Genomic DNA, 16,014 nt, shown 5'->3' on the forward strand with positions numbered 1-16,014 from the left:
CAGCGGGCAGGACAGGCTAAAATGCGCGCCCGGCTCAATCTGGCCGAGGTAACGAAGCAAGTGGAATTGATCCACTGCGCTGATTTTTTAACGCGCCCCCACAAGGTTCGCTCCGTGATCGAGTTTCATAACGTCCACAAAACCTATCGGGTGGCAGGCAAGGAAATACCGGCCCTGCACCCCACCAGCCTGCGCGTCGACAGTGGCCAGGTGTTCGGCATCATCGGCCACTCCGGCGCGGGCAAAAGTACCTTGCTGCGTCTGATCAACCGCCTGGAAACCCCGAGTGGTGGACAGATCGTGGTCGATGGCGAAGACGTCACTGCGCTCGACGCCAATGGCCTGCGCCGTTTCCGCCAACAGGTCGGGATGATTTTCCAGCACTTCAATCTGCTGGCGTCCAAAACCGTGGCCGACAACGTCGCCATGCCGCTGACCCTGGCAGGCGATATGCCGCGCAAGCAGATCGACCAGCGTGTGGCCGAGTTGCTGGAGCGGGTCGGATTGTCCGATCACGCCAAAAAGTACCCGGCACAACTGTCGGGCGGCCAGAAGCAGCGTGTCGGCATCGCCCGCGCACTGGCTACCAAACCCAAAATCCTGCTGTGCGATGAAGCCACCAGCGCACTGGACCCGCAGACCACTGCGTCGGTCTTGCAACTGCTGGCCGAGATCAATCGTGAGCTGAAGCTGACCATCGTGCTCATCACCCATGAAATGGACGTGATTCGTCGCGTCTGCGATCAGGTGGCCGTGATGGACGCCGGGGTGATTGTCGAGCACGGCAGGGTCGCTGATGTGTTTCTGCATCCACAACACCCGACCACCAGGCGCTTTGTGCAGGAAGACGAGCAGGTCGACGAAAACGAACAGCGCGATGATTTCGCTCACGTTCAGGGCCGTATCGTGCGTCTGACGTTTCAGGGCGAGGCCACCTACGCGCCGTTGCTCGGCACGGTGGCGCGGGAAACCGGCGTCGATTACAGCATCCTCGCCGGTCGTATCGACCGCATCAAGGACACCCCTTACGGGCAGTTGACGCTGGCCATCACCGGCGGCGACATGGACGCCGCCTTCGCGCGCTTCACCGCCGCTGATGTTCATATGGAGGTGCTGCGCTGATGGACGCTTTTCTGAACCTGTTTTCCAATGTCGACTGGTACGAGATCTGGGTGGCCACTGGCGACACGCTGATCATGCTCGGTGTATCGCTCGGTTTCACCATCCTGCTCGGCCTGCCGCTGGGCGTGCTGATGTTTCTCACCTCGCCGCGTCAGTTGCTGGAGCACAAGCAGCTGTATGCGACGGTCGGGGTGATCGTCAACATGCTGCGCGCGCTGCCGTTCATCATCCTGCTGATCGTGATGATGCCGTTGACCGAGATCATTACCGGTACGTCACTGGGCATCCTCGGCACGTTGCCGCCGCTGATCGCCGGTGCCACGCCGTTCTTTGCGCGCCTGGTAGAGACCGCCTTGCGCGAAGTGGATCGCGGCATCATCGAAGCCACGCAGGCCATGGGCGCGACGACCCGGCAGATCATCGTCAAGGCGCTGCTGCCTGAGGCGCGCCCCGGCATTCTGGCGGCGATCACGGTGACCGCCATTGCGCTGGTGTCGTTCACGGCCATGGCCGGTGCGGTGGGCGCTGGCGGGCTGGGCGACCTGGCGATTCGTTATGGTTATCAACGCTTCCAGAACGATGTGATGTTCGTGACGGTCGTATTGTTGCTGGTGCTGGTGCAGATTCTGCAGACCATCGGCGACAGACTGGTCGCGCATTTCACACATCGTTGATCGAATCCGTTGGTATTGGCCCGCCTGTGCGGGCCCGAAGGAGTTGTTGCATGAAGAAACTATTGGCCATATTCGCCGCTGTCACCGCCTTGTCCGCGCAAGCCAACGAAACCCTGACCGTCGCGGCCTCTGCCGTGCCGCACGCCGAGATCCTCGAGTTCGTCAAACCGACCCTGGCCAAAGAAGGCGTGGATTTGAACATCAAGGTGTTCAATGACTACATTCAGCCTAACGTGCAGGTGTCGCAGAACCGTATGGACGCGAATTTCTTCCAGCACCAGCCGTATCTGGATGAGTTCAACAAGGGCAAAGGCACTGATCTGGTGGCCGTGGCCAAGGTGCACATCGAGCCTTTCGGCGCTTACTCCGACAAGTTCAAGACGCTGGCGGAGCTTCCCAACGGCGCCAATGTCGCCCTGCCCAATGACGCCACCAACGAAGGCCGCGCCTTGCTGCTGCTGGCCAAGGCAGGTCTGATCACCCTGAAAGAGCCGGGCAACATCCTGTCCAAGCCTTCGGATGTCGTGAATAACCCGAAAGACCTGAAATTCCGTGAACTGGAAGCGGCCACGCTGCCCCGCGTCCTGACTCAGGTCGATCTGGCGCTGATCAACACCAACTACGCCCTGAGTGCCAAGCTCGACCCGACCAAGGACGCGCTGATCATCGAAGGTGCCGATTCGCCCTACGCGAACATTCTGGTGGCCCGCCCGGACAACAAGGACTCGGACGCGATGAAGAAGCTGGTGGCCGCCTTGCAGAGCCCGGAAGTGAAAACATTCCTGACCGAGAAGTACAAAGGCGCTGTGGTTCCGGCGTTCTGATCCGATTGTACCTTGCGGTTCTCGCGCCAGTGCTCTGCGTCCCTTGTGACGCAGAGCGTCGGGAACACCTTATCGCTCCCACGCTCTGCGCTCATAGTTATACAGGCGCGTCGTGGGAGCGAGCTTGCTCGCGAAGAGGCCGGTAAAGCCTCCAGAAAATAGAGCGTTTGGACCAAGTCTTCGTGAGCAATGCGGATCGCCGCCCCGGTCACTCCCGCAGGAATCTCACATGCCCTAATCCCTTTCCAGCAGCCCCGGCAATTGCTTCACCAGCTTCTGATTGTTCAGCGGTGCGCGGATAAAGCCTCGTTGCGTACCATCCGGGCCGATCAAAGCCAGATTACCGCTGTGATCGACGAAGTAGTTCGCTTTGCTGGTGTCTGCGGGAATGAACGGAATGCTCATGGCATTGGCCAGTGTCTGGATATCAGCGACAGGCGCCGTCAGGCCGATGTACTGCGGGTCGAAGTAGCCCAGGTATTGCTTGAGCTGCTGCGGCGTATCGCGGTTCGGGTCGACGCTGACCAGTACCACCCGCATGCGCTTGACTGTCTCTTCGGGCAGCTCGGTCCTGATCTGCTTGATCTGCGCCAGGGTCGTGGGGCAGATGTCCGGGCAGAAGGTGTAGCCGAAGAACATCAACGTCCATTGGTCTTTCAAGCCATCAAGCGCTACAGCCGCGCCGTTCTGGTCGGTCATGCTCAGGGCCGGTAACTGGCGGCTTTTGGGGAGCAGCACAATACCGGCGTCGTTGAGCGCCGCCTGGTCCTGTGAGTTGCGGCCAGTCAGCACCTGGCTGAGGATCACGCCCAGAAGCAGGGCGACGATGGCAGCAACAATGAAAACGGTTTTCTGAGTACGGGTCATGGTGTCGGCGCGGGTAGTGATCGGCATGCGGCCGGGGATGATGGCCTATATTGCGCACCGAGCCTAGATCTAGGGCGTGGTGACATCGAACAGCGTATAGGCCAGCGTCAGACGTTTTACATCCTCGGGTATGTCACGGTCGACGATGAAGCGTACCGGCATCTCGATGCGCTCGCCCGGCTGTAATGTCTGTTGGGTGAAGCAGAAGCATTCGGTCTTGTGAAACCACGCTGCGGCCTTTCCGGGCGAAATACCCGGTACGGCCTGGGCTTTCATCGGTCTGTCGGTCGGGTTCTGCGCGATGAAGATCATCTCGTTGAGCGCTCCGGGATGGACCTGCATCTGGCGCGACTGCGGGTAGAACGCCCAGGTCATCCCGGCTGCATTGCCGGCAGTGAACAGCACATCGATCTGGCGTGAAGCGTCCTGACCCGCTACGCCATTGTCGTTGTGTCCGGTCAGCACGCCGTAAAGCGACGGCAATGCCAATCCGCACATCAATATGATCACTATTAAACACGTCAAACGCAGAACGAGCTGTTTGGACAAAAGAGGCTGGCTCATGCGTGGCTCACTTTTTATGTCTGACAGCGTGTCGAAAGAGCTGCGGGCGACTTCAGAGTAGCCTGCTTATTCAAAACGCGAACTGCAGCGCACCCGCATCGCCGGGGGAAGGCAGTCGTTTTCGGTCAAAAATTGAGCAAAATATACCTTGATAGCGCAAATGTATCTAAATGTGAGTTGCATATAGCAAAACCGTCTTAGGCATTTAGTTAAGCAAGCTAACGTATGACTCTCCATCAACGAACCATGGGGTCTGACGCCTCAAGGAGTCCCAGCAGCCATGAACACCGCCGCATTGCGCGAGCAGATACAACTAGCCCATCAACATGAGGCCCGGACCGGCCACTTGCTGCAACAGTTGGAACAAAAGCTCCCACATCTTCATCCCGCCATCCACCTGCCGGAAGTCGACGCGAAAGACGTACTGACGCGTTTCGTCACGGCCTACATCGATCTGGTCCCCGATCTGCTGGACGCTGCCCATGAGGTCGCGCTGCACGCCGGGATCGAAGGGCAGATAAAGCCGGTGTTGAAAATCGCCGAGCATTTTTTCGCGGCCCCGCCTTCCATCATGGATGGGCATGAAGGCCTGGAAAGCCTGTTGGACGAGGCCTATCTGGCCCACCGGCTGGTCGAGGAAGTGAATGACCTGTACATCAAGCATTTCGGTCAGCCGCTGATACCGTCAAATACCACGGTTGCCAGCGTAATTGCCCACCAGTTGATCGGCGAGCAATTTGCCAACCAGCTGGACGAAGCGGTTCACCATGCTGTCGATGAGCTGCTTGATGAGGAGAGTTTCGCGCTGGACTCGGTCGAGGCCTACCGCGAGAAGCTGATCAGCCCTGAAACGGGTGCGGCCTGGCAGCGCTGGCCAAGCCTGTCACGGCAATTGGGCGTCGGCCTGGAGCTGGAGCGCTCCGCGGTCTGATTCAGAGGCCCGAATCACTGTCTTCGCCCGCAATGGAAGGAGCCGGATATCGCTCCGCTGCTACGCGAAGACCCATCCGGCTCACATGTCCCAGAGCTGTGATAACAGGGTAGCGACTGTCAGGCGGCGCCCGAGCCGATCCCCGTTGTCGTGTAGATCCGCCCTTCAAGACGACGCTTCAAGCCACGCGATTCGATAAGCAACCGGGTGCCATGAGCGGCATTCGAACGACCCCATTCTTCCAGCAGTTCCAGACACGAGTGGTCGATGTAGGACAAATTGCCCAATGGCACATGCACCGTGCTGCCCTGCGGAATAGTGCCCAGTGCCTGAGTCAGCGCTGGCACCTTGAGGAACGTTGCGGCACCGACCAGGCGCAGCTCGAATTCCTTCTCGCCCGCCAGCTCGACCACACTGATCTTCAGACGCGAAGCCTTGAACGCCAGCTTCACCAGGGTCAGACCGAAACCGACCAGTACGCCGGTCAGCAGGTCGGTGAAGATGATCGCCACGGCAGTCGCCGCATAGGTGAACATCGGCATCCGGCCATAGCGACCCAGACCACGAAACGCCTTCAGATCGACCAGCTTCAGACCGGTATAAACCAGCACGCCAGCCAGACTCGCGACCGGAATACTCTGCAGTACGCTCGACAGCAGCAACACGAACGCCAGCAGCCACAGGCCGTGGAAGATCGTCGAGAAGCGCGTGGTGGCACCGGCCTGGACATTGGCCGAGCTGCGCACGATAACGCCGGTCATCGGCAACGCACCGAGCACGCCGCAGAGCATGTTGCCCACGCCTTGAGCGCTGAGTTCCTTGTCGAAGTCCGAACGCTGGCCACTGTGCATGCGGTCAACCGCCGAGGCAGAGAGCAGCGTTTCGGCACTGGCAATGAACGCCACAACGATAGCGGCAACCAGAATGGCCGGGTCGGCCAGGTTCATCAGGTCGGCCGGGCGAAGCCAGTCGATGGCGTCGGCCAGGTTGTCAGGCACTTCGACACGCTTGACCTGCAAGGCCATGAACAGGCTGATGCCGGTTGCGATACCCACGCCCAGCAGCGCGCCGGGTACGAAGCGCAAAGACTGCGGACGAAGTTTTTCCCAGCCCCACATGATCAGCATGGTGCCCAGACCGAGCATACCGGCCTGCATGCCGGTGCCTGGTCCGAAGGCCTGGATCAGTGTGGAAGGGAAGGCGATCAGATTGTCCAGCCCGGAAGGTTTGGGACCGCTGTCGAACATCACGTGTGCCTGTGACAGTACGATCAACACGCCGATACCGGCGAGCATGCCATAGACCACCGCAGGCGCCGTGACCCGGAACCAGCAGCCAAGCTTGAATCGACCTGCCAGCAGCTGAAGTAACCCGGCGAGTACCAGAATAGGACCCAGCATGGCCATGCCGTGCTCGCGTACCACTTCAAAAACCAGTACTGCCAGACCGGCTGCGGGTCCGCTGACCTGCAACGGAGAACCGGCTATCCAGCCGACTATAAGCCCGCCTACGATGCCGGTGATCAGACCTTTGGCCGGAGGCATGCCGGATGCGATGGCGATCCCCATGCACAGCGGCAGGGCGACCAGGAACACGACCACGGAAGCGAGCAGCTCACGTGGTAAAGCGGTTTTCAATGCTGTAATACCCATGACGCTTCTCCGGAATTCTTCAGACGAGGCAAGACGGGCGACGCGCATCCTGCGCAGCCGCCATCAGCTGATAAAGAAGGGCTTGCCGTCAGTCGGACTGGTGATCAGTCGGCTGAAAAGCGTGCTTTCGGTGAAGCCATCGGCGTCGGTCCCGAACCGTCGAGCGGTATGAAACGATCGAGCTCGGCGTCATAAGCCAGGATTTCGCTGGTTTCGATGCTGTAGACCCAGCCGTGAATGAACAATTGGCCGCTGGCCATTTTTGCTGCGACCGAAGGGTGGGTGCGCAGGTGTTGCAACTGGGAAATCACGTTTTCCTGAGTCAGGACCTGCATGGTTTCCAGTTCGCCGCTGCAGCTGCAGTTCTGCTCGACTACCGTGCGGGCAACCTCGGCATGACGCAACCAGGCTTTTACCGTAGGCATCTTGTCCAGGCTGTCAGGGTTGAGCACTGCGCGCATGGCGCCGCAGTCAGAGTGTCCGCAAACGATGATGTGCTGCACGCCCAGTGCAACTACTGCGTATTCCAGAGCGGTGGACACGCCGCCGTTCATCTGGCCATACGGCGGGACGACGTTGCCGACGTTACGCGTGACGAACAGGTCGCCAGGCGAACTTTGGGTGATCAATTCGGGCACGATGCGCGAGTCGGCGCAGGTGATGAACATGGCCCGTGGCGATTGGGCAGTCGCCAGCTTCTTGAACAGCTCTTCCTGCTGGGGGAAGACCTCGTTACGGAAATGTACAAAGCCATCGACGATATGTTTCAACGCTACGTCGGCGCTGTCTGAATGGCTTGATGTGCTGGACGACGTAGCCGAATGCTGTTTACCGATGTCTGTCATGTCTTCATCCTCTCTGACGAATTGATGTGGATTCTTCATGCCTGTTTGACCAGAGCCGGATGTGATCCCTCTCTGAAGGGCATCACGAACAAATCCCTTGAGCGCTATCGCTGATGACACTCCGAGTAACAGACTAATCGCCGAAGCTTAAACGAAACTGAATGCGATGGCTCTGGGACGCGGGTTTGCACGATAGTACCAAGTTCATCACAGCAGCGACATTTGTCCTCCCGGCGGACAAAACGCATCGCAATCGAGTGCAAATTCACCACGTTTGTTCAATCCGAGTCGTTTGATTGCCAAGGCATAGCGTTGAGCCAGCAGGTCGGCAAACGGTCCTTCGCCACGCATTCGAGACCCAAATGTGCTGTCGTACACGGCTCCGCCGCGACTTTGACGAATCAGACTCATCACATGATCGGCGCGTTGCGGGTAATGTGTCTTCAGCCACTCGTCGAACAGCGGCGCGACTTCCAGCGGCAGGCGCAGCATGACGTAGCTGGCGCTCAGGGCGCCCGCAGCCTTCGCTTCGCTCAGCAGTGCCTCCAGCTCGCTGTCGTTGATCATCGGGATCATCGGCGCACACAGCACGCCGACCGGGACACCTGCCTGGCGCAATACCCGAATGGCCCGCAGGCGAGCCTTGGGCGCCGCTGCCCTGGGTTCGAGGATGCATTTGAGCTCGTCATCCAGCGTCGTCAGGCTGATGAAGACCGACACCAGCCGCAGCCTGGCCATTTCTGCCAGCAGATCCAGGTCGCGCAGGATCAGCGAGCCTTTGGTAATGATGCTGACCGGATGCCGATAGCGCAGCAACACCTCAAGCGTCGCCCGAGTGATGCGGTACTCCCGTTCGATCGGCTGGTAGGGGTCGGTGTTGGCCCCGAGGGTGATGGGCGCGCAGCGGTAGCCGGGTTTGGAGAGCTGTTGCTCGAGCAACGCCGCCGCGTTGGTCTTGGCGATCAGCTTGGTCTCGAAGTCCAGGCCGGGAGACATGTCCCAATAGGCGTGGCTGGGTCTGGCGAAACAATAGATGCAGCCGTGCTCGCAGCCCCGGTAAGGGTTGATCGACCTGTCAAAGGGGATATCCGGCGAGCTGTTGCGGGTGATGATGCTTTTGGCTGTTTCGCTGGTAACCTGGGTGCCTTTCGTGAGTGGCACTTCCTGATACCAGCCATCGTCTTCAGCCACTGATTGACTGGGTGCGAAACGGTTATGCGGATTGCTGGCAGTACCTCGGCCACGAACCGGATAGAGGCTGGACATCTGGCATTACTCGTATACTGTTCATGCGTACAGTACAGCATAAAGCCCGGATGGATCACTAAGGTCGGCCTGCAAAACACCGCTCGCCTGACGGGCGGTGTTTTGCAGGCAGGGCGACGGTCAGGCATCGCCCTCGTGAGTCAGCTCCAGCACACGGTCAACCAGCTTATTGATGCCCGAGGCCGCCTCGCTGATGCTTTTGGCGACCATATAGGCAGGCGTGCTGACCAGTTTTCGCGCTTCGTCCTCGACGATGTCATCGACGGCGCATTCTGAATGACTGCCACCCATTTTGGTGATGGCCGCGGCGGTTTCAGGGTCGTTACCGATGGTGCAGGTCACGCCGGGACCATAGATCTTGGCCGCGAGTGCCGGGGTGATGCAGATCAGCCCGACCGGTTTGCCGGCTTCGGCAAACGCCTCGGCGAGCTCCAGCAACCCGGCTTCGACCTGGCAGGCATGGCCTTGCAGGGCAAGGTCGGAAAGATTCTTTGCCGAGCCGAAACCGCCCGGGATGATCAGGGCGTCAAAGTCTTCGGCATTCGCCTCGCGGATGTCCTTCACTTCGCCCCGTGCAATGCGCGCAGACTCGACCAGTACATTGCGCGACTCGGGCATTTCCTCACCGCTCAGGTGATTGATGACGTGATGCTGAGTGATGTCAGGCGCGAAGCACTGAACCTGCGCACCGCGCTGATCCAGGCGCAACAGGGTGAGAACGCTTTCGTGAATCTCGGCACCGTCGTAGACGCCACAGCCGGAGAGGATTACAGCCACTTTTTTCTGCATCGATTTCGGCTCCTTGTGCTTGAGCAACCTAAGGCTTCTTTTAATTTGTCTGTTCAGTTGATCGCTTTGCGGGCCGAGTGTTCAGTTGAGGGATTGCTGGCTGCGCACAAGGTGCATGGGGAGGGTGGTGGTCGCAAGGTCGGCAGCGTCTGTGCGCTGTCGCCGAGCGAGGCCTGTCAGCCTGCGCTCGGGAGAGGTACGGGGGAGTTTATTCGTCGGACTTTTTCGTCAGATCGACGGGCACGGTGACCGGCGTTTCCAGGTCGGAGGCCGCTGCCGATGCGCAGAAGCGGCTCTTTTCTGCACGCTCTTCACGGGCGATGCGGGCGTTCTTGATGCGTCTGCGTATCCACAGGGCCAGCCCCAGCAGTACCAGCGCGCCCAGCACCCAGAGTTCATATTTCTTGACGTTGCCCAGCAAGCCTTCGAGAACCGCGCCGAAGTGGTAAGCAGCCGAACCCAGCGCCGCAGCCCAGACAGCTGCGCCGATACCGTTCAGCAGAAGATAACGCCCGGGTGGATAACCTGACAGGCCGATGGCCACGGGCATGACCGTTCGCAGCCCGTACACGAAGCGGAAGCTCAATACCCAGATATCCGGGTGCTTGCGGACCAGCCGCAGGGCCTTGTCGCCCATGAGTTGCCAGCGAGGCTTGCGCGCCAGGAGCTTGCGGCCGTGCTTGCGCCCCATGAAATACCACAACTGGTCACCCGCATAACTGCCACAAAAGGCCACGAGGATGACGATGTTGAGGTCCATGTATCCGCGAAACGCCAGGAATCCGGCAAGAACCAGAATGGTCTCGCCTTCAAAAAAGGTGCCGAGGAACAGGGCAAAGTAGCCGAATTCGTTCAAGAAATTCTGGAGCATTGTCTGGATGCTGGCGAAATGAACGCGCAGCCTAACGCGCCCAAGGCAATCATGAAAGTGTCCATATGTGTCTCGACGTTAAAGATTCTTGCAACCACAATGGTCGTATCCCCTTGAAGGCCGTGACCGCGACGTGCAGTCGCAGGTCGAACCATGACTGTCACACATTGGTCATAATGGCGGCTTATAACTGTCGCGCTTGCCCGCGTAAGCGGGCTCAGGAGTCTCGCCGTGAGCTTTACCCCCGCCAACCGCCTGTTTCCTCTCACTCGTCTGCGCCGTAATCGCCGCGACGACTTTTCCCGTAGGCTGGTGCGTGAAAACGTTGTCACTGTCGACGATCTGATTCTTCCCGTATTTGTCCTCGATGGTGAAAACCGTCGTGAATCCATCGCCTCGATGCCCGGCGTCGAGCGCTTGAGTGTGGATCTGTTGCTCAAGGAAGCCGAACACTGGGTCGCGTTGGGTATCCCTGCGCTGGCGCTGTTCCCGGTGACACCGCCGGAAAAGAAATCCCTCGACGGTGCCGAAGCCTGGAACCCGGACGGCATCGCCCAGCGCGCGACCCGCGCCCTGCGTGACCGTTTTCCGGAGCTGGGCGTCATCACTGATGTGGCGCTGGACCCGTTCACCACCCATGGTCAGGACGGCATCCTCGACGAAGAGGGCTATGTTCAGAACGACATCACCGTCGACGCGCTGGTGAAGCAGGCGCTGTCGCACGCCGATGCCGGTGCTCAGATGGTCGCGCCGTCGGACATGATGGACGGTCGCATTCAGGCCATCCGCGAGTCTCTGGAGCTGGCCGGGCATGTGAATGTCAGGATCATGGCCTATTCGGCCAAGTACGCCAGTGCCTACTACGGTCCGTTCCGTGACGCGGTGGGTTCTTCGCTGAATCTGGGCAAGGCCAACAAGGCCTCTTATCAGATGGACCCGGCCAACAGCAGCGAGGCCCTGCACGAAGTGGCAGCCGACCTTGCCGAAGGCGCCGACATGGTCATGGTCAAGCCTGGCATGCCTTATCTGGACATTCTGTACAGGGTCAAGGATGAGTTCAAAGTGCCGACCTTTGTTTATCAGGTCAGCGGTGAATACGCGATGCACATGGCCGCAATCCAGAACGGTTGGCTGAGTGAAGGGGTGATTCTCGAATCCCTCACTGCCTTCAAACGCGCCGGTGCCGACGGCATCCTTACCTACTTTGCTGTCCGCGCCGCTCAACTGTTGAAGGGGCAATAGCCTCACAGGAACATTCATGAATACCGAAGCACTCATCGAAGCCGCTGTTCAAGTCGATGTCCCGGAGGCAACGCCCGTGGTCGAACCTGACATCGAAGTAATCCCGGCCATCGAGGCACCCGCCGCTGCGGTGCCCGCTATCGTCGCCCCGAACCTGGACGACAGCAGCCTGTATATCCACCGTGAACTGTCGCAACTGCAGTTCAATATCCGGGTTCTGGAACAGGCGCTCGATGAGTCCTACCCATTGCTGGAGCGGCTGAAGTTTCTGCTGATCTTCTCCAGCAACCTCGATGAGTTCTTCGAGATTCGTGTTGCGGGCCTGAAGAAACAGATCACCTTTGCCCGCGAACAGGCGGGCGCCGATGGTCTGCAGCCGCATCAGGCGCTGGCCAGGATCAGCGAACTGGTACACGGTCACGTGGATCGTCAGTACGCGATCCTCAACGACATTCTGCTGCCGGAACTGGAGAAACATCAGGTCCGCTTCATTCGCCGCCGTCACTGGACGGCCAAGCTCAAGGCCTGGGTACGACGCTATTTCCGCGACGAGATCGCGCCGATCATCACCCCGATCGGTCTCGATCCGACGCACCCGTTCCCGTTGCTGGTCAACAAGAGCCTGAACTTCATCGTCGAGCTTGAAGGTATCGATGCCTTCGGGCGCGACTCCGGTCTTGCGATCATTCCCGCGCCGCGTCTGCTGCCGCGTGTGATCAAAGTGCCGGAAGATGTCTGCGGGCCTGGCGACAACTTCGTGTTCCTGTCGTCGATGATCCACGCCCACGCTGACGATCTGTTTCAGGGCATGAAGGTCAAGGGCTGCTACCAGTTCCGCCTGACCCGAAACGCCGACCTGGCGCTGGACTCCGAAGATGTGGAAGACCTGGCGCGCGCCCTGCGTGGCGAGTTGTTCTCGCGTCGCTATGGTGATGCGGTACGTCTGGAAGTGGCGGATACCTGCCCGAAACACCTGTCGGACTACCTGCTCAAGCAGTTCAACCTGAACGAGTCCGAGCTGTATCAGGTGAATGGTCCGGTCAACCTGACGCGTCTGTTCAGCATCACCGGCCTGGACAGCCACCCCGAATTGCAATACCCGCCGTTCACGCCAGCCATTCCCAAGCTGCTGCAGAACAGCGAAAACGTTTTCAGCGTGGTCAGCAAACAGGACATCCTGTTGCTGCACCCTTTCGAGTCCTTCACGCCAGTGGTCGACCTGCTGCGCCAGGCGGCAAAAGACCCGCACGTGCTTGCGGTACGCCAGACGCTGTATCGCAGCGGCGCGAACTCGGAAATCGTCGATGCGCTGGTCGATGCCGCGCGTAACGGCAAGGAAGTCACTGCGGTGATCGAGCTGCGTGCGCGTTTCGACGAAGAGTCCAACCTGCAACTGGCCAGCCGTCTGCAGGCCGCCGGTGCAGTGGTGATCTACGGCGTGGTCGGCTTCAAGACCCATGCCAAGATGATGTTGATTCTGCGTCGCGAAGCGGGCGAGATCGTGCGTTATGCGCATCTCGGGACCGGCAACTACCACGCCGGTAACGCACGTCTGTATACCGACTACAGCTTGCTGACCTCCGATGACGCGTTGTGCGAAGACGTCGGCAAACTGTTCAGCCAGTTGATCGGCATGGGCAAGACGCTGCGCATGAAGAAGCTGCTGCACGCGCCGTTCACGCTCAAGAAAGGCATGCTCGACATGATCGCCCGCGAGACGCAATTTGCGCTCGACGGCAAGCCTGCGCACATCATCGCCAAGTTCAACTCGCTGACCGATCCGAAGATCATCCGGGCGTTGTACAAGGCCAGCCAGTCCGGTGTGCGCATCGATCTGGTGGTGCGCGGCATGTGCTGTCTGCGTCCGGGCATCGCCGGGGTTTCGCACAATATCCATGTGCGCTCGATCATCGGCCGCTTCCTGGAACACACGCGAGTGTTCTACTTCCTCAACGGCGGCGACGAGCAGATGTTCCTGTCGAGTGCCGACTGGATGGAGCGCAACCTCGACAAGCGCGTCGAGACCTGCTTCCCGGTGGAAGGCAAGAAGTTGATTCTGCGTGTGAAAAAGGAACTGGAAAGCTATCTGACCGACAACACCCACAGCTGGCTGTTGCAGCCGGACGGGCGTTACGTGCGCAGCACGCCGACCGGTAATCAGAACCCGCGAAGCGCCCAGGCGACTCTTTTGGAGCGCCTGAGCAACCCGGTCCTCAGCGTACGCTGAAGACGATGCCGACTCGGGTCAGCCACTCCGCTTCCAGGGCGAAGTCGGCCTGAGTCAGCTGGTTGTTGTCCAGCCAGCCTTTCGGGAATTCGGCGTCCAGATTCGGGCCGTCGGCACGCAACACCACACGTGGCATCTCTTGGGTGCCGCGAATGTGGTGAAACAGAATCGCAAAGCGCAACAGCACGCACAAGCGAATCAGCTTGATGCCTTCGTCGCCGAAATCGGCGAACTTGTCCTTGGGGATATTACGGCGATGACCGCGCACCAGCAGTGCGAGCATTTGCTGGTCTTCGCGCGAGAAACCGGCCAGGTCGGAGTGCTCGATCAGGTACGCGCCGTGCTTGTGGTAGTGATAGTGGGCGATGTCCAGGCCGATTTCGTGCACCTTGGCCGCCCAGCTCAGCAGTTCGGCGTAGCTCTCGTGCTGTAATTCCCAGCTCTCGGCGACTTGCTCCAGTGCGTGCAGCGCCTTGGCTTCGACGCGTGCCGCCTGTTCCAGATCGACGTGATAACGCTCCATCAGCGAGCTGAGCGTACGCTCACGGACGTCTTCATGATGATGGCGGCCCATCAGGTCATACAGCACGCCTTCACGCAGGGCACCTTCGCAGTGATCCATACGCTTGAGTTCGAGGGCGTCGAAGATGGCTTCGAGAATCGCCAGGCCTGCGGGGAAAATGGCGCGACGGTCGGGCTTGATGCCGTCGAAGTCGATCTTTTCCACATCACCCAGCTTGAACAGCTTGCGCTTGAGCCAGGCCAGCCCTTCGGCGTTGACCTCGCCAGCGCCGTAACCATTGGCCTTGAGCGCCAGGCCGATAGCACGAATGGTGCCTGACGAACCAATCGCTTCATCCCACTTGAGGCGATGCAGTGCGTGTTCGATGCTCATGATTTCCAGACGGGCAGCGGTGTAGGCCTGAGCATAACGGGCCGGTGTCACCTTGCCGTCGCGGAAGTAGCGCTGGGTAAAACTCACGCAGCCCATCTGCAGGCTTTCACGCAGCAGCGGCTCGAAGCGCTGGCCGATGATGAATTCGGTACTGCCGCCGCCGATGTCGGCGACCAGACGTTTGCCTGGGGTATCGGCCAGTGTGTGGGAGACGCCCAGATAAATGAGGCGCGCTTCCTCGCGGCCGGAAATCACTTCCACCGGGTGGCCGAGGATTTCTTCGGCGCGGTGAATGAAGTCGTTGCGGTTACGCGCCTCGCGCAGGGCATTGGTGCCCACGATGCGTACCGCACCGAGCGGCAGCCCGTTGATCAACTGGGCGAAACGTTTCAGGCAGTCGAGACCGCGTTGCATGGATTCTTCGGTCAGCTGGCGCTCTTCGTCGATGCCAGCGGCCAACTGCACCTTCTCGCCCAGGCGCTCAAGAATGCGAATCTCGCCCTGATTGGCTTTTGCCACAACCATATGAAAGCTGTTGGAGCCCAGGTCGATAGCGGCGATCAGTGAAAAATTCTTGGGTGTTGAGTGCGGCATGGTCAGGAAATCCGGTTCGATAACCGGACCATCGTGCCACGATCCATGCTTGCCGCCAACGCGAAGCTGTTCAGGCACCGGAAATACCCGGTATTACTCGCGCGCGTGGCGTATGGCTATCAATGCCATGTGACGCAGAGCTTCACCAAAATGCATTGCCACGCTAAAGCGTGCGGAACGAGAGTTATCCCTAAGAACGCCATCGTGTCTATGCGCCGCGCTCAGCGTAATACACAGTCTTCGTGGGAGCGAGCTTGCTCGCGAAGAGGCCGGTGCAGCCCCTGAAAATATGGCGTTTGGACCAAAGTCTTCGTGAGCAAGCTCACTCCCACCAAGATTTCTGTCCAGCCCGATACAGCATGTAGCTGTGACGCGGAGCGTCACGAAATGCATTCCCACGCGGAGCGTGAGGAACGATGAGTGCCCGCAACATGCTCCGCGCTCATCGTTACACACACACACNGCAAGCTCACTCCCACCAAGATTTCTGTCCAGCCCGATACAGCATGTAGCTGTGACGCGGAGCGTCACGAAATGCATTCCCACGCGGAGCGTGAGGAACGATGAGTGCCCGCAACATGCTCCGCGCTCAGCGTTACACACAAGTCTTCGGGGGAGCGAGCTTGCTCGCGAAGAGGCCGGTGCAGCCCC

General features: G+C 59.6%; 14 protein-coding genes. 6 read left to right on the top strand and 8 right to left on the bottom strand.

The annotated features are described in order from the left end of the window. Positions 1-114: 114 nt before the first annotated feature. The 3 genes from AO388_RS04870 to AO388_RS04880 are packed head-to-tail and all read left to right on the top strand — an operon-like array spanning position 115 to position 2,620. The gene (locus tag AO388_RS04870) at positions 115-1,122 is read left to right on the top strand and encodes a methionine ABC transporter ATP-binding protein (RefSeq protein WP_003317372.1); all 1,008 of its coding nucleotides are present in this window, start codon (positions 115-117) and stop codon (positions 1,120-1,122) included. After that, on the top strand, positions 1,122-1,796 hold the full coding sequence (locus tag AO388_RS04875) for a methionine ABC transporter permease (protein WP_003317371.1): 675 nt from the start codon (positions 1,122-1,124) through the stop codon (positions 1,794-1,796). Before AO388_RS04870 ends, AO388_RS04875 begins: the two co-directional genes overlap by 1 nt. Positions 1,797-1,846: 50 nt before the next feature. Next, positions 1,847-2,620, top strand: coding sequence for a MetQ/NlpA family ABC transporter substrate-binding protein (locus tag AO388_RS04880; RefSeq protein WP_003432230.1), 774 nt, complete (start codon positions 1,847-1,849; stop codon positions 2,618-2,620). Between the two features lie 234 nt (positions 2,621-2,854). Here the strand turns inward: AO388_RS04880 and AO388_RS04885 are convergent, their stop codons facing one another. Further along, the gene (locus AO388_RS04885) at positions 2,855-3,487 is read right to left on the bottom strand and encodes an SCO family protein (RefSeq protein WP_058416132.1); all 633 of its coding nucleotides are present in this window, start codon (positions 3,485-3,487) and stop codon (positions 2,855-2,857) included. Between the two features lie 69 nt (positions 3,488-3,556). Further along, complete coding sequence (locus AO388_RS04890; protein WP_054081229.1) at positions 3,557-4,051, bottom strand: cytochrome c oxidase assembly protein; 495 nt, start codon at positions 4,049-4,051, stop codon at positions 3,557-3,559. Positions 4,052-4,331: 280 nt separating this feature from the next. Between AO388_RS04890 and AO388_RS04895 the strand changes: the two genes are divergently transcribed. Then, the gene (locus AO388_RS04895) at positions 4,332-4,982 is read left to right on the top strand and encodes a hypothetical protein (protein WP_003367366.1); all 651 of its coding nucleotides are present in this window, start codon (positions 4,332-4,334) and stop codon (positions 4,980-4,982) included. A gap of 119 nt (positions 4,983-5,101) precedes the next feature. Here AO388_RS04895 and AO388_RS04900 read toward each other — a convergent pair whose 3' ends face one another. From AO388_RS04900 to AO388_RS04920, 5 genes are all read right to left on the bottom strand, one after another. Next, complete coding sequence (locus AO388_RS04900; RefSeq protein ID WP_054081230.1) at positions 5,102-6,634, bottom strand: SulP family inorganic anion transporter; 1,533 nt, start codon at positions 6,632-6,634, stop codon at positions 5,102-5,104. A gap of 104 nt (positions 6,635-6,738) precedes the next feature. Continuing rightward, positions 6,739-7,479: a carbonic anhydrase gene (locus tag AO388_RS04905; RefSeq protein WP_003432243.1), complete on the bottom strand. Its 741-nt coding sequence runs from the start codon at positions 7,477-7,479 to the stop codon at positions 6,739-6,741. Positions 7,480-7,686: 207 nt separating this feature from the next. Beyond that, a complete protein-coding gene (locus AO388_RS04910; RefSeq protein WP_058416128.1) occupies positions 7,687-8,745 on the bottom strand; it encodes a PA0069 family radical SAM protein in 1,059 nt (352 codons plus the stop codon). Positions 8,746-8,865: 120 nt separating this feature from the next. Continuing rightward, on the bottom strand, positions 8,866-9,534 hold the full coding sequence (elbB, locus tag AO388_RS04915; protein ID WP_003432245.1) for an isoprenoid biosynthesis glyoxalase ElbB: 669 nt from the start codon (positions 9,532-9,534) through the stop codon (positions 8,866-8,868). Between the two features lie 208 nt (positions 9,535-9,742). Further along, entirely contained in the window at positions 9,743-10,405 is a 663-nt protein-coding gene (locus AO388_RS04920; protein WP_003367362.1) for a DedA family protein, read from the bottom strand. A gap of 231 nt (positions 10,406-10,636) precedes the next feature. Here AO388_RS04920 and hemB point away from each other — a divergent pair, with 231 nt between their 5' ends. Both hemB and ppk1 read left to right on the top strand, forming a co-directional pair. Next, a complete protein-coding gene (gene hemB, locus AO388_RS04925) occupies positions 10,637-11,647 on the top strand; it encodes a porphobilinogen synthase (protein ID WP_058416129.1) in 1,011 nt (336 codons plus the stop codon). A 16-nt stretch (positions 11,648-11,663) separates the two neighbouring features. Further along, entirely contained in the window at positions 11,664-13,874 is a 2,211-nt protein-coding gene (ppk1, locus tag AO388_RS04930; RefSeq protein ID WP_003432250.1) for a polyphosphate kinase 1, read from the top strand. On the opposite strand, the gene ppx is transcribed toward ppk1, so the two are convergent. Then, complete coding sequence (gene ppx / locus AO388_RS04935) at positions 13,861-15,363, bottom strand: exopolyphosphatase (RefSeq protein ID WP_003367359.1); 1,503 nt, start codon at positions 15,361-15,363, stop codon at positions 13,861-13,863. The genes ppk1 and ppx overlap by 14 nt on opposite strands. Positions 15,364-16,014 lie beyond the last annotated feature (651 nt).

The sequence above is a fragment of the Pseudomonas sp. ICMP 10191 genome, assembly GCF_001467335.1.
Classification (GTDB): domain Bacteria; phylum Pseudomonadota; class Gammaproteobacteria; order Pseudomonadales; family Pseudomonadaceae; genus Aquipseudomonas; species Aquipseudomonas cerasi.